The following is a 21,611-nucleotide window of genomic DNA, read 5'->3' as shown; positions in this document are numbered from 1 at the left end:
GAAGATGTGGAACCAGATTGAGCAGGCATTAGAGCAGTCGATGCAGCGCGTGTTTGAGAAGATTGCGACGCTGCTGCCGGGGCTGCTGGCGGCCCTGGTGGCCGTGCTGATCTTTTTGGCGCTGGCCTGGGCGGCGGCCTGGGTGACACGCACAGTGCTGACGGCGCTCGGCTTTGACGCGAGGCTGACGCGCGGCGCCTCGGCCATTGCCGAGTGGACACCCGCCTACACGCCCACTCTGCTGGTGACGCGCATCGTCTTCTGGGTCTTTGTGGTAACGGGGCTGCTGGTGGGCGTGTCGGCCTTTGACGCGGCGTCGTCAGAGCCGGTGGTGTCGCATGCGATGTTCGCGTTTGTTCCGCGCCTGATTGGGGCGGCGATTCTGCTGCTGGTGGGCAATGTGCTGGCGCGCTTTTTGTCGCGTAGCGTGCTGATTGCCGCCGTCAACATGAACCTGGACTATGCGCGGCTCTTAAGCCTGGGCGTGAAGTGGCTGGTGCTGGTGCTGACGGGCGCGATGGTGCTCGATCACCTGGGACTGGGGCAGCAGATTGTGGACATGGCCTTCGGCATTTTGTTTGGCGGCATCGTGCTGGCGCTTTCGCTGGCCGTGGGGCTGGGTTCACGCGACCTGGTGAGCCGCTCGCTCGAACGCGAGGCGGCGAAGCCCGTGGAGCTGCCCGCGCAGGAGAAGCTGCGGCACTTTTAGAGTTCGGTGAGTACCCATATCTCTGCGAGATGTGGGGCACCCGGCACCCGGATTTGTTGAGGGATGCGCGGAAGATGTCAGGCGAGGATGGCCTTGAGCAGCAGGCCCGCCAGCAGGCCGCCGAACATGGGGCCGAGGAATGGGATGGGCGCGTAGCGCCAGTCGCTGGGGCCTTTCCCGGGGATGGGCAGCACGGAGTGCGCGAGGCGGGGGCCGAGGTCGCGCGCGGGATTGATGGCGTAGCCGGTGGTGCCGCCGAGCGAGAGGCCGATGCCCCAGACGACGCAACTGACGAGGTAGGGCGAGAGGCCGGGCGCGGCTCCATTGGGAGCGGCAAAGCGTGAATTCAGTGCGCCGACCGAGAGCACCAGGACGAAGGTTGCGAGCGCTTCGCTGAAAAAGTTCCAGAAATAGTTACGAATTGCGGGAATGGTGCAGAAGATGCCGCGCTTGGCCTCGGCGTCTTCGGTGATCTTCCAGTGTGGCCAGTAGTGGAGCCAGACGAGGGCGGCTCCGGCGAATGCGCCGGCTATCTCGGCGAGCGTGTAGGGCACGACGGTGCCCCAGGCGCCTGTTTGCACGGCTCCTGCGAGGACGAAGGCCGGATTGATGTCTGCGGCTTTGCTGCCGCAGAGAATCGCGGTAAAGATGCCGCAGAGCACGGCGAAGCACCAGCCGGCGGTGATGGCGAGCCATCCGCTGCCCTCGGCCTTGGAGCGCTTGAGCAGCACGCCGGCCACGACGCCGTCGCCCAGAAGAATGAGCACCATGGTGCCCAGGAATTCGCCGAGCAGAGGGGAGCGCATCGATTATGGCTTCTCCGTGATGACGGTGGATTGCGTTGCAGAGAGGGTGTATTGCTTTGCGAGTTCGACGAAGGCGCTGGTCTGCGCGTCGATCCAGCTTTGAGCGTGGTTCGCGGGCAGGCGCAGTTCGGCGGCCATGAGCGTGGCGACGGGGCGCGCCATCTCGATGGCGGCGTGCGCGTTGAGAAAGAGCGCGCGTGTGCGGCGGGCGAGCACGTCCTCGACGGTGCGGGCCATCTCGTGGCGCACGGCCCATGCGACTTCAGCGCCGGTGTAGGGCAGTTGCGGATGCAGAGGCGCGGCCAGATGCGGCTCGGCTTCGGCGATGGCGCGAATGTTGTCAGCCTCCGCGCCGTAGACGTAGAGATGGCCGAGTCCGCGGGTGTCTTCGCAATAGCCGTGAATGCGCAGGTTGCGCGTCTGGCAGGGGCGGTCTTCGAGCGGGCCGAGCGTGATAGCGTGATCGACGCAATCCTCGGCCATGTGACGGTAGGTGGTCCATTTGCCGCCGGTGATGGTGAGCAGGCCGTAGTTGTCGATGTGGATGACGTGATCGCGCGAGAGCGAAGAGGTTTTGCTGCCGGCATGCTCTGACTTCACGAGCGGGCGCACGCCCACGTAGACGCTGAGCACATCGCTGCGCTTGGGCGGGCGGCTGAGATATTGCGCGGCGGTCTCGAGAATGAACTCGATCTCTTCCTCAAGCGGGCGCGGCTCATAGAGCGGCTCGGGAATGGGCGTGTCGGTGGTGCCGACGACGGTGTGGTTGTGCCAGGGAATGGCGAAGAGCACGCGGCCATCGCTGGTGCGCGGCACCATGAGGGCGCTGTCGCCGCGCAGAAAGGATTTGTCAAAGACGAGATGAATGCCCTGGCTGGGCGCGATCATTTTGTCGGCATCGGGGTCGGCCATGTGGCGCACTTCGTCGGTGAAGATGCCGGTGGCGTTGACGACGACGCGGGCTTCAAGATCAAAGGTCTCGCCGGATTCGCTGTCGCGCGCGGTGACGCCGCGAATGAGTTCGTCTGGCTGAGAGGCGGCCGCACTCTTGTTGATGGCGATGACGGGCATGTAGTTGAGGAGCGTTGCGCCGTGGTCGGCCGCCGTGGCGATGAGGTCGATAAGCAGGCGCGCGTCATCGAACTGGCCATCGTAATAAACCACGCCGCCGCGCAGCTCATGGCGCTCGATGTTGGGCAGCCGCTCGATGGTCTCTTGCTCTGACAGAATGCGCGACTTGCCGAAGCCGTACCGGCCGGCGAGCAGGTCATAGACCTTGAGGCCCGCGCCGTAGAAGGGCGTTTGCCACCAGGCGTAGTTGGGCACGATGAAGGCTAGGTCGCTCACCAGGTGCGGCGCATTCTGGCGCAACAGTCCGCGCTCTTTGAGGGCCGACATGACAAGCGAGACGTTGCCCTGCTCCAGATAGCGCACGCCGCCATGCACGAGCTTGGTGCTGCGGCTGGAGGTGCCCTTGCCGAAGTCCACGGCCTCGAGCAGCAGCACGTCAAAGCCGCGCGATGCGGCATCGACGGCGACACCGGCCCCGGTGGCTCCGCCGCCGATGATGATCATGTCCCAGGGTTCAGGATGCGCTTGGATGCGCGCCAGCATCTGTTCGCGGTTCACAGGTTGTTCCATCCCTTCGAGCGTTCGACGGCATTGCGCCAGCGGTCGCGGCTATGAGCGATTTGGGCCGCATCGGCATGAGGCTCAAAGCGTGTGTCCTCTTTGCGATGGGCGCGAAGTTCTTCGGTGTTGCTCCAGAAGCCCGAAGCAAGCCCGGCGAGATAGGCCGCGCCGAGCGCGGTGGTTTCCATCATGGCGGGGCGCACGACGGGCAGCCCGAGCAGGTCGGCCTGGAACTGCATCATGAGGTCATTGGCCGCCGCCCCGCCATCGACGCGCAACTCATGAATGGAGTGGCCGGTCTCGGACTGCATGGCGTCAAAAACGTCGCCCACCTGAAAGGCGATGCTCTCGAGCGCGGCGCGCGCAATGTGCCCGGCCGTGGTGCCGCGATGAATGCCGATGATGAGGCCGCTGGCGTTGGGGTCCCAGTGCGGAGCGCCGAGGCCGGCGAAGGCCGGCACGAAGACGACGCCGCCGGCGTCAGGCACGGACATGGCGAGGGGTTCGATTTCGCTGGAGTTCCAGACGAGGCGCAGATTGTCGCGCAGCCACTGCACGACGGCTCCGCCGATGAAGATGCTGCCTTCGAGCGCATACTCGAGCCGCTGCTGCGTACTGGCGGCGAGCGTGGTGATGAGGCGGTGTTTGGATTGCAGGAATTCCGTACCGATGTGTTCGAGCAGGAAGCAGCCGGTGCCGTAGGTGTTTTTAGAGTCGCCGGCGCGGGTGCAGAGCTGGCCGAAGAGCGCGGCCTGCTGGTCCCCGGCGATGCCCGCAATCGGCGTGGAACCGAGGCCGAGCGAGGTGGTGACCTCACCGACCGGCTGGCTCGACCAGACGACCTCGGGCATCATGCTCGCGGGAATCCGCAGGCGGTCGAGAAGTTCCTCATCCCACCGGCCCTCGCGAATGTTGAAGAGCATGGTGCGCGACGCGTTGGTGGTGTCGGTCACGTGGCGTTTGCCGCTGGTGAGATTCCAGATGAGCCAGCTATCGACGGTGCCGAAGGCGAGCTTGCCCTCGCGGGCGCGTTCGCGCGCGCCGTCCACATGATCGAGCAGCCACGCGACCTTGGTCGCTGAAAAGTAGGGGTCGAGGCGTAGGCCGGTTTTGGCGCGCACGGTGTCTTCCAGGCCCTCTTCGGCGAGCTGGCGGCAGTGATCGGCGGTGCGGCGGTCTTGCCAGACGATGGCGTTGGCGATGGGTTTGCCGGTTTCGCGATCCCACACAATGGTGGTTTCGCGCTGGTTGGTGATGCCGATGGCGGCAAGGTCGCGGGGACGCGCACCGGCGCGGGTGAGCACCTCGACGGCGGCGCTCATCTGCGAGGTGAGGATGTCCATGGGGTCATGCTCGACCCAGCCGCTCTGCGGATAGATCTGCCGGAACTCGTGTTGCGCGACGCCGGCGATGCGCCCTTCATGGTCAAAGAGGATGGCGCGCGAACTGGTGGTGCCCTGATCGAGAGAGAGGATATAGCTCATGAGTTGCTCTGCGCGGTGATTACACACCATGGATGCAGGAACGGGCAATCACGGGAATGTAAATGTTTACATTGCGGTGAAAAATTCATCCTGAGCCCAGGTGGCAGGGTCGGGAATCTGTGCGGGCCGGGAGGTGAGGACGCGCGCTAGCTGCCGTGCGTGAGCAGCGCTTTTTCAACGGCGTGGTAGCCGCACATGCCATGCACGCCTCCGCCGGGCGGCGTCGAGGACGAGCAGAGATAGATGCGCTTGTTCGACGTGGCGTACTGATGGAGGGTGGGGCGCAGAAGGAGCTGGCGGAGGGTGAATGCGCCGCCGTTGATGTCTCCGCCGATGAGGTTGGCGTTCATGACTTCGAGGGTGCGCGGCGTGGAGACGCGGCGCAGCAGAATGCAGTCGCGGAAGCCGGGGGCGAAGCGCTCGATCTGCGCCTCGATGCGCTCGGTCATATCGACGTTGGAGCCATGCGGCACATGGCAGTAGGCCCAGAGCACATGCTTGCCGGCGGGCGCGCGCGAGCTGTCAAAGAGTGAGGGCTGCGCGACGAGCACGAAGGGCTTCTCAGGCGATTGGCCGCGCAGCACGGCGGCCTCGGCGGCGGCGATTTCGCTTATGGAGCCGCCCACATGCACGGTGAGAGCGCGGCGGCACTCAGGCGCGGCCCAGGGCACGGGCGAGTGCAACGCGTAGTCGATCTTGTAGGCTCCGGGACCGTAGCGGTAGCGGCGCAACTGCCGCGCGTAGGCCGGGGTGAAGTGGCCTTCGGCAATCTGCAGCAACTGGCGCGGCGTGACGTCACAGAAGACGAGGCCGCTGGGGTCAGGCAGTTGCGCGAGTGACTCGATGCGGCGGCCGGTGTGCAGTTTGCCGCCGAGCGCTTCGAGAGAGGCGAGCAGGGCCTGCGTGATGGATTGCGCTCCGCCTCGGGGCATGGGCCAGCCCACGGCGTGCATGGCCGCGCCCAGCATGAGGCCCACGGCGGCGCTGAAGGGCGCGTCCAGACGCATGAAAGAGTGCGCGGCAAGGCCGGCAAAGAGCGCGCGGGTGCGGGCGTCGCGAAAGCGCGTGGCCGCGAGCAGCGTGGCCGGCTGCATGGCATGCAGGCCGAAGCCGGCCATGCGGAAGGGTTGATCGGGAAAACGCAGCAGCGGGCCGAGCGCGTCCTGGGCGAAGCTCTCCCAATGCGCGGCCAGCGGCTCGTGCAGGTTGCGCCAGGCGCGGCCGTCGCGCCCGAGCGCGGAGCAGGCGGCGTCAAGATCGCGCAGCAGCACGGCGGCGGAGCCGTCGTCGAAGGGATGGGCGAGCGGAATGTCGGCGTGGATCCATTCGAGCCCGTGCTGTTCGAGAGGAAGCGAGCGGAAGAAGGGCGAGCCGGCGGCCATGGGATGCACGGCCGAGCCGAAGTCATGCAGATATCCGGGCGCGGTGAGGGGCAGCGTGCGGGCCGCGCCGCCGGGCACTTGCTCGGCCTCGAAGACCTCGACCCGCATGCCGGCCATGGCGGCGTGAATGGCTGCCGCGAAGCCGTTGGGTCCTGAGCCGATGACGAATGCGCGAGGCACGCTCTCTATTATGGGGCGGCGGCGTGAGGCAAGGCGAGAAAATCGCCATGTCTGAGGCAAGCCGATGGGGCATGCGAAGGAGTTACTGAGGGCAGTTACGTTTGCAGAACGGGAAAGCGATTCCTGATTCGGAACGCGCATTACCGAAGTGCATGCCGAAGCGCTATTCTCCAGACATTTTTGCTTCGCTGCCCGTTATAAAAGCGTCATAACGTCACACAAAACGGAGTGGGAGCGCATGCCCGAGACTCGCAGCGGAACCGAACGGCCTCTTGTGAGCGTGGTGCTGCCGACGGCGGGGCGTTCGCCCTGGCTGGGGCACGCGGTGCGCAGCGCGCTGGCGCAGACGTATGCGGGCCTCGAAGTAGTGCTGGTGGATGACAGCCGCGAGGGGCAGGCCGACCAGCCGTGGAATCTATTGTGGGCTGGGGATGAGCGTGTGCGCGTGCTGCGCACCGGCGGCGTGGGCGGCGCAACGGCGCGGCAGGCCGGCGTGGAAGCAGCCCGGGGTGAGTGGATCGCTTTTCTGGATGACGATGACGAATGGCTGCCGGAGAAGATCGCTCGGCAGATGGAGGCGGCGCACGCCGCCCGGCCCGCACGCGGCCATGTGGTGATGGCGTGCCGGCAGTGGGTGCGCACGGCTTCGAGTGAGTATTTGTTTCCACGGCGCGTGTATGACGGCGTGGAGCCGATGGCGAACTACCTCTTTTGCCGCCGGGGGTTCACGCAGGGCGGGGGATTTCTGCAGACCTCAACGCTCGTGGCGCCGCGCGCGCTGCTGCTGGAGACGCCGTTTCGCGCGGGGCTGCGCGTGCATCAGGACTGGGACTGGCTGCTGCGCGTGGCGCGGCGCGGAGATGTGCGGGTGCAGGTGCTCGAAGAGGCGCTGGCCGTGTATCGCACCGAGGATGGGCGCGAGACGGTGAGCCAGCGGCCGGACTGGCGGGCATCGCTGGACTGGATTCGGGAGCATCGCGGAAGGATCGATCCGCGTGCGTATTCCTGGTTTGTCGCGGTGCAGTGCGTGTGGAAGGCGCGGGCGGCGGGCACGCCGCTGCGAGCCTGGGCCGAGATTGCGCTGGCCTTTGTGGCCGAGGGCCGTCCGGGGCTTCGATCTGCGCTGTATTTCCTGGGGTTTGCCGTGTTTCCGGTGGGGTGGCGCAAGTCGCTGCGCAACCGGATATGGCGGGTAAGACGGGAAGAGAGGAACTTATGGGCACTTATGCTTCGCTGGTAAGAACGGACACAGCCTTTACGCAATCGTATCTGGATGCGGTGAAGGAGATTGCCGCGCAACTGGATGTGGAGGCCATTGAGCGCATGGTGGCGGTGCTGGTGGATGTGCGCGAAGCCGGGGGCCGGGTGTTCTTTTTGGGCGTGGGCGGCGGCGCGGCCAATGCCAGCCACGCGGTGAACGACTTTCGCAAGATTGCGGGCATGGAGTGTTATGCGCCGAGCGACCACATGGCGGAGCTGACGGCGCGCATCAACGATGAAGGCTGGGAAGGCAGCTATGCGCAGTGGCTGCGCGGCAGCCGGTTGAGCGCCTACGATGCGCTGTTTGTGTTCTCGGTCGGGGGCGGCAGCCTGGAGCAGCGCGTGAGCGTGAACCTGGTGGAGAGCCTGCGGCTGGCCGAGCGCGTGGGTGCGCGCATTCTGGGCGTGGTGGGTCGCGACGGCGGCTACACGGCGCAGTCGGCCGATGCCTGCGTGGTGGTGCCGACGGTGTGCGGCGAGTCGGTGACTCCGCATACCGAGGAGTTTCAGAGCGTGGTGCTGCATCTGCTGGTTTCGCATCCGCGGCTGAAGGCTCAGACGACCAAGTGGGAGTCATTGCAATGAAGCGGCCAAGACCGGCGTTCTTTCTGGATCGCGATGGCGTGATCACGGAGAACGTGTTTTATCAGGATACGAACCAGTGGGAGGGTCCGCGCTCGATCGAGGACTTTCGTCTGCTGCCCGGCGTGGTGCCTGCGCTCGAAGCGCTGCAGGATGCCGGGTATGCGCTGATTCTGGTGTCAAACCAGCCGAATGCGGCGCTGGGCAAATCGCTGATGAGCCAGTTGAGCGAGATGCACCATGCGCTGCGGCGCGAGATGCGGCGCAACGGCATCCGCTTTCTGGATTACTGCTATTGCCTGCATCATCCGCAGTCGCGGATTCCGGAGCTGGGCGGGCTGTGCCGCTGCCGCAAACCCTCGCCGTACTGGCTGCACTATGCGGCGGCGCGCCATGGCGTGGACCTGCGAGCGAGCTGGATGGCCGGAGACCGGGAGACGGATTCGCTGTGCGCGGCGCGCGCCGGGGTGCGGGCAATTCGCGTGGGGCACGGGCTGGTGCATGATGGGCTGGCAGCCATGATTGCGCCGGATCTGCCGGCGGCGGTGCAGCGGATTTTACGGCCTAGGAGCCTGCGCCGCGAGGATTGGGTGGCGGCGACCTTGTAGCGATTCCATCGAAAGAGCGAGTTTGCAGGTTGCCGTTTGGCGATCGGAAAGTTGCGTGAGCTCCGTTGAAATAGCGGGGCTGCTTCTTTTGGGGGGCGAGGTTCAGATGGCCTGCGCGTTGGCGGGAAGTTCTGGCGATTTTGCGGGAGGCTTTCCGCAGGAGAGTTCTAAGAGAGCGGCCAGGGAATGCTGCCCGGCGCGTCTGTAGACGCAGGAACAGGGGACGCAGAGACGGGGCCGGGCGTGTGCGCCGGGATGCCAGGCTGGCAGGTCATGGCGTCCTGATAAAAGGATTCCACAGTTTCGAGCGCGTACTCTTCGAGGTCGCGGCCGAGGTGGGTGAGTTTGGCGATCATCTCCGGTGGCATGGTGATGATGTTGGCGCCTGAGGCCTGCGCTTGAAATGCGTTGTAGACCTCGCGCGGGCTGGCCCAGAGCAGGCGCACCTGCGGGTGCCGCGCGAGCATGGCGCGGGCCGCGGCAAAGATGGGCTGCGGGTCGCGGCCCGTGTCGGCAATGCGCCCGGCAAAGATCGACAGGATGGCCGGCTGCGCGGTGTGCAGCATGGGAATGACGGCGGCGAGCTGGCGCAGGGTGAAGAGGGCGGTGACGTTGAGCGGTACTCCATCGCGGGAGAGCCGTTGAATGACGGGCAGCAGCGACTGGCCCCGGCGGCTGGTGAGGGTGATCTTGACCCAGGCGTGTGGGCCCCAGGCGGCGATGGCATGGGCCTGGCGCTCGATGTCGGCGGGCTCCTCGGCCAGCACCTCAAAGGAGATGGGCTTGTGGGGGATCTCCGCGAGGACGCGCCGGGCGAAGCTCTCATAATGCACGACGCCGGATTTGCGCAGCAGGGTGGGATTGGTGGTGAAGCCGCGCACGGCGGGGTGGGCGCTCATCCGCAGCATGGAGGCCACGTCGGCAGTGTCGGCGAAGAGATCGAGATGCAGAGCGGGCACGGCAGCAGACATGAGAGACCTCAGCGGGAGAGCGATGCCCAGCGGGTGCGGGACTGCGCGCCGGGCAGGGTGGAGAAGCGCTGACGGCACCAGGCACGGGTAGCGAGCAGCAGGAACTCCGTGTTGCCGACAAGATAGCGCCGGCCGAGACGGCGCGGCTCGCGGGTGAGCCGCCAGGCCCACTCCATGCCGATGCGGTGCGTCCATGCGGGGGCGCGGCGGCGCAGTCCGGCTTGCGTGTCGAGCGCCGCGCCGACCGAGATGGCGAGCCGGATGGGCAGCGAGGGGACATTGCGGTGCATCCAGATTTCCTGCTTGGGCACGCCGAGAGCGACGCAGAGAATGTCGGGCGCGGCAGCCGAGACGCGTTCGATGACCTGGGCCGCGCGCACGGGGTCCTGCTCAAAGCCGGGAGCCGGGCAGAAGGTTCCGGCGATGCGCAGGCCGGGATAGCGGGCGGTGAGAGCCTGGGCGGCACCGGTGGCCGCGCCGGAGAGTCCTCCCAGAAAGAAGACGGAGTAGCCGAGGCGCGCGGCAAGGGCGCAGAGTTGTTCCATAAGCTCGCCGCCTGTCACGCGCTCGGGAATCGCGCAGCCAAGCGCGCGGCCGGCGAGCACGACGGAGATGCCATCGGGCACGCAGAGATCGGCATGGGCGAGCGCATCGAGCAGCGCGGGCTCATGCTGCGCGGCCGAGATGATGTGTGCGTTGGGCCCCATGATCTGCAGCGGCCGGGTTTTGCCGGGATGCTGGCGGCGGAACTCCAGCGCGGAGGCGATCCAGTCGAGCGTGCGGCTCATGGGCATGCGGTCAATGCGCACGCCGGCCAGCAGCAGGGGGTCGGGCCGCGGCAGGGGCCGGGAAGCCGCACGGGGATTTGCTTCGGGCACGGTTACGTCCATAACAGATGCTTTTCCTTCCAGAAGACCTGGGGGGCGAGGCCGTTGGTTTGCAGTTGCGGGCTGAATTCCTGCCAGGCGCGCCGCGGCAGGTAGAGCGGGTCAAGGATGAGGCTTTGCGTGAGGCATCCAGCCGCGGTGAGCCACTGGCCACTGGCGAGGGCCATGTTGGCCTGGCGCAGCGATTGCCGGGCCTGCAAAGTGCTTTGTGGCAGCAGCGCGGCAAGCGCTTCGCGCACGTCAGCGAGCGGGCGCGGCGCGAGTCCCCAAATAGAAGAGAGCAGCAGATATTGCACATAGAGGCCGGAGATTTGCTGTGCCTCATGATGCAGGCTGCTGACGCTTTGCTCATGCTGGCGAAAACCGGTGAGCACGTCGGGCAGGCAGTGAATGTCTGCCTGGAGAGCGATGCGCCACCATAGGTCCGAGTCCTCAGAGTGGGGAATGTCGCGATAGCCCCCAGCGGCTTGCGCGACCGCGACATTGAGGGCGACGCTCGAATGACAGAACGAAAGCAGGCGGCCCGCGTGCACGGCGCGGCGCAGCGCAAAGGGCGAGCCATGCGAGGAGCGGAAGCGCCCCCGGGCGCGGCCGCGCGGCTCATAACGGGCGCGGGAGCAGAGAAGTCCGGCGCGGGGATATTGATGGGCGGCCTCAGTGAGCTTATGTAACCGTGCAGGGTACGAAATGTCGTCCGCATCCTGGCGCACCAGCCAGGGCGTCGCGCACTCGGCCAGAAGATGATTGAGCGTGGCGACCAGACCGCGATGCGGGCGCTCGATGACGCGCAGGTTGAGCCGCGTAACGGAAGCCAGATAGACGCTGCTCTCGCGATCGGGCCCGTCGAGCACGGCGAGCACTTCAAAGCCGCGGCAGGTTTGCTGCTCGAGGCTTTCGATGGCCTGGCGCAGCCACGGCATGCCGCGATAGATGGGGATGCCCACGGTGCATGGCACGGGTCCGGCATTGCGGAGGCGTTGCTGGAGTAGCGCGGACATCGGCTGGGCTCCTTGCGTGCGTGCGGCGTGCGTGCCGGTTGAAGAACAGGTGCGGGGGATTAAGTTAGGACGAACTTACTCCGGCTTCTAAGTAAGGACAATGTGACGCAAGTAATTTGTTGCGCGTTGGTGTGGGTGTTAGCTTCAGCACAATTCTCCTCAAAGTTATGCAGTACAGGCAGTGGGACAACGAAGCGAGCTGGTGGCATATGTCCGCGGCAGGGCGAAAATTTTTTATCGTCGGTGGAGCAGGATTCATTGGCAGCCATGTAGTGACGCGGCTGATGGAGGGCCAGGCCGCGCAGGTGACGGTGTATGACAACCTTTCCTCGGGCAGGCGCTGGCATCTGGAAGTGTGGAAGCACGATGCGCGGCTGCGCCTGAAGATGGGCGATGTGGCCGAGCTGGAGCCGCTCAGGGAAGCCATGCGCGGGCATGACGTGGTGGTTCACCTGGCTTCGAACCCTGACATTGCGAAAGCAGCGACGGAGCCGAGCATCGACTTTTACCAGGGCACGATGCTGACGCATCAGGTGCTCGAAGCGATGCGGCAGGCGGGCGTGACGCGGCTGCTGTATGCCTCAGGCAGCGGTGTGTATGGCGAGCGCGGTGAAGAGGCATTGGATGAATATGCCGGCCCTTTTTTGCCGATCTCGACCTATGGCGCAAGCAAGCTCGCGGGTGAGGCGCTGATTGCCAGCTATTGCGCGATGTTTGGCATGACGGCGTGTGCGTTTCGCTTTGGCAACGTGGTGGGCGCGCGCCAGACGCATGGCGTGGGGCTTGAGTTTTTGCGGCGGCTGCGGCTGGAGCCGGGCCGGTTGCGCGTGCTGGGCAACGGGCGGCAGAGCAAGCCGTACATTCACGTTTCGGATGTAACGCACGCCATGCTGCGCGCCGAGGCGCATGTGATGGACGGTTTTCATGTGTTTAATGTGGCCACCCCGGACGCGCTGACCGTCGATGAGATTGCGTCGATGGCGATTCGCTGCCTGCAACGCAATGAAGACGACACGCGGGTGGAGTACACGGGAGGCGATCGCGGATGGAAGGGCGATGTTCCGGTGGTGCGTCTGCGCACCGACCGCGTGCGGGCGCTGGGTTGGGAGCCGGTGTATTCGAGCCGCGAGGCGATGATGCGGGCGATGACGGAGTTGCTGGCCGATGAGCGCAGTTTCTGGTTCTGAGGCCATGCCGCCGCTGGCGCTGCTCGCCGGTGGGCGGGCGACGCGGCTTTATCCGTTGACGCAGACGGTGCCGAAGTCGCTGATGCCGGTGGCGGGCGAGCCTTTTCTGGCGCATCAACTGCGCTGGCTCGCCGGCCAGGGCGTGCGCGATGTGGTGCTGTGCTCGGGCCATCTGGCCAGCCAGATTCGTGAATACGCGGGCGATGGCGAGGCCTTTGGCGTGGCGCTGCGCTACTCCGACGATGGCGAGCGCGCGCTGGGCACGGGTGGCGCGATTCGCCGGGCGCTGCCGCTGCTGGGCGAGGCATTTCTGGTGATGTATGGCGACAGCCTGCTGACGGCGCCGCTTGCGCCGGTGTGGCGGGACTTTCAGTCGCAGAGCTGCGCGGGGCTGATGACGGTCTTTCGCAATGAGAACCGCTGGGACGCGAGCAATGTGGAAACGGGCGGAGGCCGCGTGCTGCGCTATGAGAAAGGCAGCCAGCGTGCGGGGCTGACGCACATTGACTATGGGCTTTCGGTCTTCCGCGCCGAGGCGTTTCAGGGGATTCCAGACGGGCGGGTCTTTGACTTGCGGCTGATATTTGACGAACTCATTGCGCGCGGAGAGCTGGCATGCCACGAGGTGCAGCAGCGGTTTTATGAGATTGGCTCGTTTGAAGGATTGCATGAAACCGAGGCGCTGCTGAACCGCCGTGCGATGGCGCGGCCGGGAGCCCGGGCATGATCATGACGCGCACTCCGCTGCGGATTTCTATTGGGGGTGGAGGCAGCGACCTGCCCTCGTATTACCGCGAGTTTGGCGGGTTTGTGATCTCGGCGGCGATCAACAAGTACGTCTATATCTCGGTGAACCGCAGCTTTCTGCCCGGCTATTTTCTGAAGTACTCCGAGATGGAGCATGTCGAGGAGCGCGAGCAGATCCGGCACCCGCTTTTGCGTGAGGTGCTCACGCTGCATGCGATGGAAAAGCCGCTGGAGGTGGTGAGTGTGGCCGATGTTCCGGCGGGCACGGGGCTGGGCTCGTCGGCGAGCTTCACGGTGGGACTCACGCACGCGCTCTATGCCTACAAGCGGCGGCCCGTGACGGCCGAGACGCTGGCGCGCGAGGCCATCGAGGTGGAGATGCAGCGGCTGGCCGAGCCGGTCGGCAAGCAGGACCAGTACATCGCCGCCTATGGTGGGCTGCTGTGCCAGGAGTATCGCGAGGATGATTCGGTGGCGGTGCGTCCGCTGGCGATGGAAGAGGCGGCGCTGAAGGAGTTGCGGGATTCGCTGATGCTGTTCTTTCTGGGGCGCACGCGCAGCGCCGCCGCGCTGCTGCAGGACCAGAAACATCGCTGCGAGCAGAACGACGCGAGCATGCTTGAGAGCCTGCACTTCACCAAGTCGCTGGGGCGCGAAATTGAGCGGGTGCTTGAGAGCGGGCGCGTGGAGGAGTTTGGCCCGCTGCTGCATGAGCACTGGCTGCGCAAGCGCGGGCGCTCGGCAGGAATGACGAATGCGGGGATTGATGAACTGTATGAGGCCGCGCGGCGCGAGGGCGGCGCCAGCGGCGGCAAGCTGGTGGGCGCGGGCAGCAGCGGATTTTTTCTGTTTCAGACCCGCGACCGCAAACGGCTGCGGGACGTGATGGCGCGGCGCGGCCTGGCGGAGATGGACTTTCAATTCGATTTTGACGGATCGGTTGTGTTGTTGAGGAACCAGTGAATTTTGACGGGATGGATGCGGCGCGGACGGCGCGGGAGAAGCAGGAGATTCCGCCGCAGCGGCGCGTGCCCGATTGGACCGCGGAAGTGCCGGGCGCTGAAGGATGGACGCTGGCGGGAGTCGCAGCGGTGTGGCGGCGGCGATGGCCGCTGCTGGTGGGCATTTGCGCGGCCTGCGTGTTGCTGGCAGCGCTGTATTGCGCGGTGAAGACGCCGCAGTTTGCGTCCACAGGAACGGTGGAACTGGAGCAGAATCGCGGCGACAGCTTCGGGCTGGAGAGCAGTGTGATGGGCGCGCAGGCGAGCGATGCGCAGGACGCGCTCGAGTCACACGTGATGCTTGAGACGCAGGTGGACATTCTCAAGTCGGACACGCTGGCGCTGCGCGTGATCGAGCAACTGGGGCTGGAGCAGACCCCCGGCTATTTTGGGCACAAGCCGGGGGGATGGCATCTGCCCGGATGGGTGACGTTCTGGCGGCATCCTCTGGAGCCGTTGAGCGTGCCGCTGGCCGACGCGCCGAACCGGCGCTATGTGGCGCTGAAGATCTTCCATCAGCATCTGGCGGTGAGCGCGGTGGGCGGCTCGCGGCTGATCGAGGTGACGTACCGCGATGAGAGCCCCGCGCGCGCGGCGGCGGTGGCGAACGCGTTGATGCAGGCGCTGATGAACTATGGATTCGAGGCGCGGTCCAGCGAGACGGCGCAGGCCACGCGCTGGCTGGGCGGCCAGCTTGCCGAGCTGAAGACGCAGACCGAGGCGCTGCAGGCGCGGGCGCTGCAACTGCAGCGCGAGACCGGCATGTTTGGCGATGACGAGCAGAACAACATCATGCTGGCGCGGCTGAGCGCGCTGAACCAGACGCTGGCGGCGGATGAGGCCGACCGCATTCTGAAGCAGGCGATTTATCGCACGGCCGAGGGCGGCGACCCGGAGATGATCTCAGATCTGGGCGGCAATGCGGCGCAATCGACGGGCGTGCAGAATTCGCTGGCACTGATACAGACGCTGCGCGCGCAAGAGGCCAAGGTGCAGGCGCAGATTGCGCTCGACAATGACCGCTACGGCGCGCGCTTTCCTGAGATGGCGGAGCTGAACTCGGAGCTGGCCTCAGTGAAGGCCTCGATTGCGCAGGAGGTCCACCGGCTGGGCGAGCGCGCCAAGACCGACTACCTGATTGCGGCGCGTACCGAGGCGAGCGCGCAGGCGGACTTTGACCAGCAGAAGGCGCTGGTGAACCAGTTGAATGACAAGGCCGTGGCCTATGCGCTGGCCAAGCAGGAGGCTGACACCAGCCGCAACCTTTATGAAGGGCTGCTGGCCAAGCTGAAAGAGGCGGGCATTCTGGAAGGGCTGGCCTCGACGAATATGCATGTGGTGAATCCGGGGCGCGTGCCGCCGCTGGAGCATCCGGCGAGCCCGAACTTCAAAAAAGACGAGGCCATCGCGCTGGCCGGAGGTCTGCTCGTGGGCCTGCTCGCGATGGCATGGAGCGAGCTGACGGATCGCCGCCTGTATGGCAGATGCGAGACGGAGAAGCTGCTGGGTGAGCCGCTGCTGGGGGTGATTCCACGGGCCGCTGGGGCGGGGCCACGCTGGCGGGAGATGCTCGAAGAGTGGCGCGCGCGCTGGCTGTCGAAGACAGGCGCGCGTGCTGGCGCGCTGCCGGGCATGGTGGAGGTGCATGCCGTGGCGGAGAATGCGCCGACGCTGCCGGTTCCGGCGGCGGAAAGCGCGGGGCTGAGCGAGCCTTTCCGGCTGTTGCGCACGGCGGTGCAGACGCGGCACAGTGGGCGGCGCGCGCAGGTGATTCTGGTGACGGGCCCGGCGGGCGGCGAGGGCAAATCGACGGTCGCGGCGCAACTGGCGCGGGCGTTTGCGTGGCAGAAGTCGCGCGTGCTGCTGGTGGAGGCGGACTTTCGCAGCGCGGGGCAGGAGATGCATCTGCCCGACGGGGTGCGTGGCCTGAGTGGCGAGCTCGAGGCGGTGAGCCGCACGGATTTGAAGGAGAGCATCTTTCGCGATGATGCGCTGCCTAATCTGGCATTTCTACCGCGCGGAGCGCTGCCGCAGTATCCGGCGGAGCTGCTGGAGTCTGTGCGCATGAAAGAACTGATGCGCATGTGGCGGCTGGATTACGACTACATCGTGCTCGATGGGCCGGCGTACTTGCCGGTGGCCGATGGCGCGGCGCTGGCGCAGCAGGCGGACGCGGCGCTGCTGGTGCTGCGCGAAGGGCACACGCACCGAGATGACGCGGTGCAGTCGCTCACGCAACTGGAGCAGCAGATGCCACGCGAGGGCGCGGTGGGCGTGGTGCTGAATGGCGCGGAAGCCGCAAGGGGGCGTGCGTATGCGATGGCGTGTTAGCGGAGTTCTGCTGTGGCTTCTGATGGCCAGCGTGAGCGGTGCGCAATCGCCGCCGAAGCTGTTGCGCCGCGCGTTGCCGCCGGAGAGCCTGCGCATTGGGCCGGGCGATCTGCTGGAGGTGACGGTGCTGCGCGAGCCGGAGCTGACGCAGCATGTGCGCGTGCTCGACTCCGGCGACGTGACGCTGCCGCTGGTGGGCGCGGTGCCGGTGAGCGATGAGTCTTCGGTGCAGGCGGCGGCCAGCATTGCAAAGGCCTATGAGAAGGGCGATTTTCTGAAGCATCCGCAGGTCTCAGTGACGATTGAGCAGTTCGCTACGCAGACGGTGGCGGTGCTGGGCGAAGTGGCGCACCCGGGCACGGTCATCATCACCACCTCGCGCAGCCTGCTCGACGTGCTGGCCATGGCGGGCGGGCTGACCAAGGAGGCCGACCGCCACATCACGATTGAGCGTGGCGGTCCGTGGGGCGAGCAGATTCACATCTTTCTGCCGAATAACTCCGCCGATGAGCTGAAGGCCGACGTGAGCGTGGAACCCGGCGACCGCATTCTGGTGCCGAAGGCAGGCATTGTGTATGTGTTGGGCGATGTGGGGCATCCGGGTGGGTATGTGATGCAGGACAATTCGCGGCTGACGGTGCTTGAGGCGCTGGCGCTGGCCGCGGGCGCGAACAAGACGGCGGCCGACCGGCATGCGCGTCTGCTGCGCAAGACAGAGACAGGGTATAAAGAGGAGCCGATTCCGCTGCGCGCGATGGAGCGCGGCGACAAGCCGGATATGGAGCTGAAGGCCGACGATGTGCTGTTTGTGCCCTTCAGCGCGCGGAAGAACATCATGCTGGGCGGGGCTGGCATTCTGGCCTCGGCAAGCGCTGCGCTGATCTATGCCCGGCCTTGAGCGCAACCCTCTACCCGGCCCAGGGCCAGGCCGCGAAATGCGGGTGAGCCGGGCGCGCAGCCTGCGAAATCCGCACAGGCGCGATGTGTGGCATCGGCCCTTCCGGCTGCCGCTGGAAGAGTCCGCGAGCGTACTGGCGCTGATGTTCTTTGCCGTGCAGGGTGCGGTGCCGGGGATTGCTCCCGCGCAGGCGCTGGCGGCGAATGTGGCCGCGGCGACGCCGCTGATGCGCGTGGGCGGCATGGCGGCGCAGGCGCTGGTGTATGGCGCGATTCTGCTGCTGCTACTCAAGTGGCACCGGCGGCTGCTGGCGGTGCTGCCCCGGATGCAATTTGCGCTGCTGCTGACGGTGTGGGTGCTGGCGACGGTGGTCTGGTCGATGGATCGCTCGCTGACGATGCGGCGCGGTGCGGAGTTTGCGCTGGCGGCGGGCTTTGGGCTGTATCTGGCGGTGCGGTATTCGCCACAGAAACAGTTACGCATCTTCTGGTGGGTGCTGGTGCTGCTGGCCTTGGGCTCGGTCGTGGCGGCGGTGGCGTTTCCGGCGGTGGGGCTCGATCGCTCGGCGGGGCATCTGCATGACTGGAAGGGCGTCTTCACGCAGAAGAATGCCTGCGGCCGCATGATGGTGCTGGCCACGGCGGTAGTGCTGGCGATGCGGCGGCGCGGCCTGGTTGTGGCGGCGAGCGCGGTGCTCTTTTTTGGGGTGCTCGGACTGAGCGGCTCGCGCGGCGCGTGGGTTCTGGAGGCCGTGCTGCTGGCCGTGACGGTATTGTTTGCGGTGCTGCGCCACGCGGAGCACCGTACACGCGCGGGCGCGCTGCTGGCGGCCGGCGTGGCGGGCGTGGCTTCGCTCGCGTTGCTGTATGCCGGGCGCACGCGGCTGATGGAGTGGATGGGCCGCAACGCCACGCTCTCGGGGCGCACGGAAATCTGGCAGGCAGTGTGGCCGTTTGTGATGCGGAAGCCGTGGCTTGGCTGGGGCTATGCGGCTTTCTGGCGGGGATGGACGGGGCCATCGTTTGATGTATCTTCGGCCGTGCATTTTCTGGTGTTTCACGCGCACAACGGGTATCTCGATCTGTGGCTGCAGACCGGGGCGATCGGGCTTGGGCTGTTCCTGCTGGCTTATGGGCGCGCGTGGCTGTGCGTGGGGCAGCGGCTGGCGCGGCAGCAAAGCCGGAGACTTCCACACGTCCAGATGCGCGACCTGCTGTGGCCCGTGAGCCTGCTGCTGGTGGTGGGCCTGTATGGGCTCGATGAGAATACGGTGCTGATTCCGAACGGCATTTTCTGGACCGTTCTGGTGATGGCGATGGTGCAACTGGAGCCGGGCGGGCTGCGGCAGAGGATTCCGGCACGGCTGCGCGGGCGCGCGAAAGCGAGGGCGGCGTATGCGCCGAGTGCTCTACCTGCGCGCTGAGCTGCTGCCGCCCAGCGAGACGTTTGTGGCCGCGCAGGCCGCGGCGCTGCGGCGTTATCGTGCCGGGTTTGCGGGGCTGAAGCGGGTGCCGTGCTTGGCAGAGCTGCCGGGAACGGTGGCCGTGCTCGACGCCTGCGGCAATTGGACGGGCCGCGCGGCGCGGCTGGCGCATGGATGGACCGGGAGCGCTCCTGCGTTTGAGGCGAAGCTGGCGGCGTGGCAGCCTGATCTGCTGCATGCGCACTTTGCCACGGATGCGTGCGCCTTTTTGCCGGTGGCGCGCAGATTGGGGCTTCCGCTGGTGGTGACACTGCATGGCTATGACGCTGGATTGAGCGATGCGGCGCACGCGCGCACGGCGCTGGGGCGCATCTATTTGCGGCGGCGCGAGGAGCTGTGGCGCGCCGCGGCGGCGTTTGTGTGCGTCTCAGAGCATCTGCGGCGCGTGGCCGTGGCGCGGGGTTTTCCTGAGGAGAAGCTGTGGGTGCACCGCACCGGCGTGCCGGTGCAGGCGTGGCTTTCGCCTGCGGCCACGCAGCGGGAGCGCGCGCATGTGCTGTTTGTAGGCCGTCTGGTGGAGAAGAAGGGCTGCGCGAAGCTGCTGGCCGCGATGGAGCGGGTGGAGAAGCGGCATCCGGGCGCGCGGCTCACGGTGATGGGCGACGGGCCGCTGCGGGGCGCGCTCGAGGCGCAGGCCCGCGAACGGTTGCGCCGCTGCACCTTTGCCGGCGCGGCTCCACATGCCGTGGTGCGGCGCGTGATGGAGACGGCCACCGTGCTCGCGGTGCCCAGCGTGCGCGCGGCCAACGGCGATTGCGAGGGACTGCCCACGGTGGTTCCGGAAGCGATGGAGCGCGGGCTGCCGGTGGTGGCCTTTGACGGCTCGGGCGCCGAAGAGGCGATGGAAGACGGCGTAAACGGGTGGCTGGCCGAGGCGGGCGACGAAGAGGCGCTGGCTGAGGCGCTGCTGCGCGTGTTGCGCGACCCGGCGCGGGCACGGCAGATGGGTGAGGAGGCGCGGCGTCATGTGGAGCGGCATCTGAATTTGGCGGTGCAGACGGAGCGTCTGGAGGCGGGGTACGACGCGTGGATTCAGCAGGGGAGCGCGGGAAGGATGGAGCGGGTCGATCCGGAGGGGAGTGCGGGCCTTGGCGCGTGAGTCATTGAAGCCGCAATCTCTCAGGCACGACGCGCTCTGGATGATGGGCGGCCAGGGTGGCGCGGCGCTGCTGCAGGCCGCCTACTTTGTGCTGATTGGCCGGGCGCTCGGCAGCGCGCAGTATGGCGCGTTTGTGGGCGTGGTGGCGCTGGTGAGCGTGGGCAGCCAGTTCAGCGGCCTCGGCATGGAGATGCTGCTGCTGCGCGAGGTGAGCCGCGAGCCGCGCCAATTTGCCGTGAGCTGGGGGCGCGCGCTTGAGGTGACTGTGGCGGGCGCGGCGGTGCTGCTGTTGCTGGCCGTGACGCTGGGGCATCTGATTTTCGCGCGCGCGTTGTGGCCTCTGCTGCCCTATGTGGCGCTGGCCGATGGGCTGTTTGGGCGGCTGCTGCAGGTGGCCAGCCGCGCCCTGCAGGCCACGCGGCAAATGCGCTGGGCGGCGGTGCTTCCGGCAGGGATGAGCGCGGCGCGCGCGGCCGTGGCGGCGGTGTTCTTCCGGCTGGTGGAGACGGGGCGCGTGGCGGCGACGGCCGGGGGCTGGGTGGCGATGTACTGGACGGCGAGCGCGGCGGCGGCCCTGCTGGCGCTGGTGCTGCTGACGTGGAAGCTGGGATGGCCGCGCCTGGGGCGCGTGCGAGGCGGGGACTTGAGTGAGGGGCTGAGCTTCGCGGTGTCGAGCTCGTCGATTTCCGCCTATAACGATCTGGACAAGACGCTGCTGGTGAGTGCCGGGCAGATGCCGGCGGCGGGCATTTATGGGGCGGCGTACCGCGTGGTGGATGCGGCGACCATGCCCATCTATAGCCTCTTCACGGCGGCGACGCCGCGGTTTTTTCGGGCGGGCGGGCGCGGCGGAAGCGAAGCCGGCGGCAGGGCTGAGGCGGTATGCGAGATCGAGGCGCTGATGCGCCGTCTGCTCGGGCGCGCGTTGCCCGCCACGGTGCTCGTCTCGGTGCTGCTGTTTCTGGTGGCTCCGGTGCTGCCGGTGGCGTTGGGGGCGTCCTTTGCGGGCGCGGTGGAGGCGCTGCGCTGGCTGTGCCTGCTGCCGGTGCTGCGGCTGCTGCACTACACCTGGGGGACAGCGGTGACGGCCTCGACTTCGCAGTGGCGGCGCACGGCGGCGCAGGCGGCGGCGGCGGGGCTGAATCTGGGGCTGTGCGCGTGGCTGATTCCGGTGTGGTCGTGGCGGGGGGCCGCGTGGGCAAGCCTCGCCACCGATGCGGCGCTGGCGGCGATGAGTTATGCGATCTGGCGGCACTGGGCAGGGCGGCGGAGGCAGTTGTCAGTGGTCAGTCCCCAGTCCTCAGTCCCCAGTTGTCAGTGATCCGTTGCCGGTGGCCAGTTCCCAGTGGTCAGTGGCCGGTCCTCA

General features: G+C 66.8%; 19 protein-coding genes. 12 read left to right on the top strand and 7 right to left on the bottom strand.

The window, feature by feature from the left end:
• Nucleotides 1–4: 4 nt before the first annotated feature.
• Nucleotides 5–709, top strand: coding sequence for a mechanosensitive ion channel family protein (locus tag ACP_RS04020; RefSeq protein WP_015896008.1), 705 nt, complete (start codon nucleotides 5–7; stop codon nucleotides 707–709).
• A gap of 77 nt (nucleotides 710–786) precedes the next feature.
• On the opposite strand, the gene ACP_RS04015 is transcribed toward ACP_RS04020, so the two are convergent.
• The 4 genes from ACP_RS04015 to ACP_RS04000 form a co-directional block, all read right to left on the bottom strand.
• The gene (locus ACP_RS04015; RefSeq protein ID WP_015896007.1) at nucleotides 787–1,515 is read right to left on the bottom strand and encodes an MIP/aquaporin family protein; all 729 of its coding nucleotides are present in this window, start codon (nucleotides 1,513–1,515) and stop codon (nucleotides 787–789) included.
• Between the two features lie 3 nt (nucleotides 1,516–1,518).
• Complete coding sequence (locus tag ACP_RS04010; RefSeq protein ID WP_041839262.1) at nucleotides 1,519–3,144, bottom strand: glycerol-3-phosphate dehydrogenase/oxidase; 1,626 nt, start codon at nucleotides 3,142–3,144, stop codon at nucleotides 1,519–1,521.
• Nucleotides 3,141–4,631: a glycerol kinase GlpK gene (glpK, locus tag ACP_RS04005; protein WP_041839261.1), complete on the bottom strand. Its 1,491-nt coding sequence runs from the start codon at nucleotides 4,629–4,631 to the stop codon at nucleotides 3,141–3,143. Before glpK ends, ACP_RS04010 begins: the two co-directional genes overlap by 4 nt.
• A gap of 146 nt (nucleotides 4,632–4,777) precedes the next feature.
• Nucleotides 4,778–6,193, bottom strand: coding sequence for a phytoene desaturase family protein (locus ACP_RS04000; protein ID WP_015896004.1), 1,416 nt, complete (start codon nucleotides 6,191–6,193; stop codon nucleotides 4,778–4,780).
• Between the two features lie 238 nt (nucleotides 6,194–6,431).
• Between ACP_RS04000 and ACP_RS03995 the strand changes: the two genes are divergently transcribed.
• From ACP_RS03995 to ACP_RS17160, 3 genes are read left to right on the top strand one after another with little or no spacing between them, the layout of a single operon-like run.
• Nucleotides 6,432–7,433 (top strand): glycosyltransferase family 2 protein, encoded by a 1,002-nt coding sequence (locus tag ACP_RS03995; protein ID WP_015896003.1) that lies wholly within the window; start codon nucleotides 6,432–6,434, stop codon nucleotides 7,431–7,433.
• Nucleotides 7,409–8,038, top strand: coding sequence for an SIS domain-containing protein (locus ACP_RS03990; protein WP_052294674.1), 630 nt, complete (start codon nucleotides 7,409–7,411; stop codon nucleotides 8,036–8,038). Before ACP_RS03995 ends, ACP_RS03990 begins: the two co-directional genes overlap by 25 nt.
• Nucleotides 8,035–8,643 (top strand): D-glycero-alpha-D-manno-heptose-1,7-bisphosphate 7-phosphatase, encoded by a 609-nt coding sequence (locus ACP_RS17160; RefSeq protein ID WP_015896001.1) that lies wholly within the window; start codon nucleotides 8,035–8,037, stop codon nucleotides 8,641–8,643. The genes ACP_RS03990 and ACP_RS17160 overlap by 4 nt, the downstream gene beginning before the upstream one ends.
• A gap of 167 nt (nucleotides 8,644–8,810) precedes the next feature.
• Here ACP_RS17160 and ACP_RS03980 read toward each other — a convergent pair whose 3' ends face one another.
• The 3 genes from ACP_RS03980 to ACP_RS03970 are packed head-to-tail and all read right to left on the bottom strand — an operon-like array spanning nucleotide 8,811 to nucleotide 11,499.
• A complete protein-coding gene (locus ACP_RS03980) occupies nucleotides 8,811–9,614 on the bottom strand; it encodes a transaldolase family protein (RefSeq protein WP_015896000.1) in 804 nt (267 codons plus the stop codon).
• A gap of 8 nt (nucleotides 9,615–9,622) precedes the next feature.
• On the bottom strand, nucleotides 9,623–10,504 hold the full coding sequence (locus ACP_RS03975) for a WecB/TagA/CpsF family glycosyltransferase (protein ID WP_052294673.1): 882 nt from the start codon (nucleotides 10,502–10,504) through the stop codon (nucleotides 9,623–9,625).
• Nucleotides 10,495–11,499 (bottom strand): glycosyltransferase, encoded by a 1,005-nt coding sequence (locus tag ACP_RS03970; protein WP_015895998.1) that lies wholly within the window; start codon nucleotides 11,497–11,499, stop codon nucleotides 10,495–10,497. The genes ACP_RS03975 and ACP_RS03970 overlap by 10 nt, the downstream gene beginning before the upstream one ends.
• A gap of 209 nt (nucleotides 11,500–11,708) precedes the next feature.
• On the opposite strand from ACP_RS03970, the gene ACP_RS03965 reads away from it, so the two are divergent.
• The 8 genes from ACP_RS03965 to ACP_RS03930 are packed head-to-tail and all read left to right on the top strand — an operon-like array spanning nucleotide 11,709 to nucleotide 21,566.
• Nucleotides 11,709–12,686, top strand: coding sequence for an NAD-dependent epimerase/dehydratase family protein (locus ACP_RS03965; RefSeq protein WP_015895997.1), 978 nt, complete (start codon nucleotides 11,709–11,711; stop codon nucleotides 12,684–12,686).
• Nucleotides 12,664–13,413, top strand: a complete 750-nt coding sequence (locus ACP_RS03960) for a sugar phosphate nucleotidyltransferase (RefSeq protein WP_015895996.1) — start codon at nucleotides 12,664–12,666, stop codon at nucleotides 13,411–13,413. Before ACP_RS03965 ends, ACP_RS03960 begins: the two co-directional genes overlap by 23 nt.
• The gene (locus ACP_RS03955; protein WP_015895995.1) at nucleotides 13,410–14,396 is read left to right on the top strand and encodes a GHMP family kinase ATP-binding protein; all 987 of its coding nucleotides are present in this window, start codon (nucleotides 13,410–13,412) and stop codon (nucleotides 14,394–14,396) included. The genes ACP_RS03960 and ACP_RS03955 overlap by 4 nt, the downstream gene beginning before the upstream one ends.
• Complete coding sequence (locus ACP_RS03950; RefSeq protein WP_041839259.1) at nucleotides 14,393–16,765, top strand: GumC family protein; 2,373 nt, start codon at nucleotides 14,393–14,395, stop codon at nucleotides 16,763–16,765. The genes ACP_RS03955 and ACP_RS03950 overlap by 4 nt, the downstream gene beginning before the upstream one ends.
• Nucleotides 16,749–17,663 carry a polysaccharide biosynthesis/export family protein gene (locus ACP_RS03945; protein WP_015895993.1) on the top strand — a complete coding sequence of 305 codons (915 nt, stop codon included), beginning with the start codon at nucleotides 16,749–16,751 and terminating at the stop codon, nucleotides 17,661–17,663. Before ACP_RS03950 ends, ACP_RS03945 begins: the two co-directional genes overlap by 17 nt.
• The gene (locus tag ACP_RS03940) at nucleotides 17,650–19,086 is read left to right on the top strand and encodes an O-antigen ligase family protein (protein ID WP_015895992.1); all 1,437 of its coding nucleotides are present in this window, start codon (nucleotides 17,650–17,652) and stop codon (nucleotides 19,084–19,086) included. The genes ACP_RS03945 and ACP_RS03940 overlap by 14 nt, the downstream gene beginning before the upstream one ends.
• Nucleotides 19,058–20,245 (top strand): glycosyltransferase, encoded by a 1,188-nt coding sequence (locus ACP_RS03935; protein ID WP_015895991.1) that lies wholly within the window; start codon nucleotides 19,058–19,060, stop codon nucleotides 20,243–20,245. The genes ACP_RS03940 and ACP_RS03935 overlap by 29 nt, the downstream gene beginning before the upstream one ends.
• Complete coding sequence (locus ACP_RS03930) at nucleotides 20,235–21,566, top strand: lipopolysaccharide biosynthesis protein (protein WP_148215016.1); 1,332 nt, start codon at nucleotides 20,235–20,237, stop codon at nucleotides 21,564–21,566. The genes ACP_RS03935 and ACP_RS03930 overlap by 11 nt, the downstream gene beginning before the upstream one ends.
• The last annotated feature ends 45 nt before the right edge of the window (nucleotides 21,567–21,611 follow it).

The organism is Acidobacterium capsulatum ATCC 51196 (assembly GCF_000022565.1).
In the GTDB taxonomy this organism is placed as follows: Bacteria; Acidobacteriota; Terriglobia; order Terriglobales; family Acidobacteriaceae; genus Acidobacterium; species Acidobacterium capsulatum.
Note: the sequence above shows the minus strand (reverse complement) of the source record. Positions and strands in the feature narration are given on the sequence as shown.

Coding starts and splice junctions, on each gene's coding strand:
- ACP_RS03965 (WP_015895997.1), top strand. CDS start 11,709: ATGTCCGCGGCAGGGCGAAAATTTTTTATCGTCGGTGGAGCAGGATTC.
- ACP_RS03940 (WP_015895992.1), top strand. CDS start 17,650: ATGCCCGGCCTTGAGCGCAACCCTCTACCCGGCCCAGGGCCAGGCCGC.
- ACP_RS03995 (WP_015896003.1), top strand. CDS start 6,432: ATGCCCGAGACTCGCAGCGGAACCGAACGGCCTCTTGTGAGCGTGGTG.
- ACP_RS03945 (WP_015895993.1), top strand. CDS start 16,749: ATGCGATGGCGTGTTAGCGGAGTTCTGCTGTGGCTTCTGATGGCCAGC.
- ACP_RS03975 (WP_052294673.1), bottom strand. CDS start 10,504: ATGGACGTAACCGTGCCCGAAGCAAATCCCCGTGCGGCTTCCCGGCCC.
- ACP_RS04020 (WP_015896008.1), top strand. CDS start 5: ATGTGGAACCAGATTGAGCAGGCATTAGAGCAGTCGATGCAGCGCGTG.
- ACP_RS03980 (WP_015896000.1), bottom strand. CDS start 9,614: ATGTCTGCTGCCGTGCCCGCTCTGCATCTCGATCTCTTCGCCGACACT.
- ACP_RS03990 (WP_052294674.1), top strand. CDS start 7,409: ATGGGCACTTATGCTTCGCTGGTAAGAACGGACACAGCCTTTACGCAA.
- ACP_RS03935 (WP_015895991.1), top strand. CDS start 19,058: ATGCGCCGAGTGCTCTACCTGCGCGCTGAGCTGCTGCCGCCCAGCGAG.
- ACP_RS03960 (WP_015895996.1), top strand. CDS start 12,664: ATGAGCGCAGTTTCTGGTTCTGAGGCCATGCCGCCGCTGGCGCTGCTC.
- ACP_RS04015 (WP_015896007.1), bottom strand. CDS start 1,515: ATGCGCTCCCCTCTGCTCGGCGAATTCCTGGGCACCATGGTGCTCATT.
- ACP_RS03955 (WP_015895995.1), top strand. CDS start 13,410: ATGATCATGACGCGCACTCCGCTGCGGATTTCTATTGGGGGTGGAGGC.
- ACP_RS03970 (WP_015895998.1), bottom strand. CDS start 11,499: ATGTCCGCGCTACTCCAGCAACGCCTCCGCAATGCCGGACCCGTGCCA.
- glpK (WP_041839261.1), bottom strand. CDS start 4,631: ATGAGCTATATCCTCTCTCTCGATCAGGGCACCACCAGTTCGCGCGCC.
- ACP_RS17160 (WP_015896001.1), top strand. CDS start 8,035: ATGAAGCGGCCAAGACCGGCGTTCTTTCTGGATCGCGATGGCGTGATC.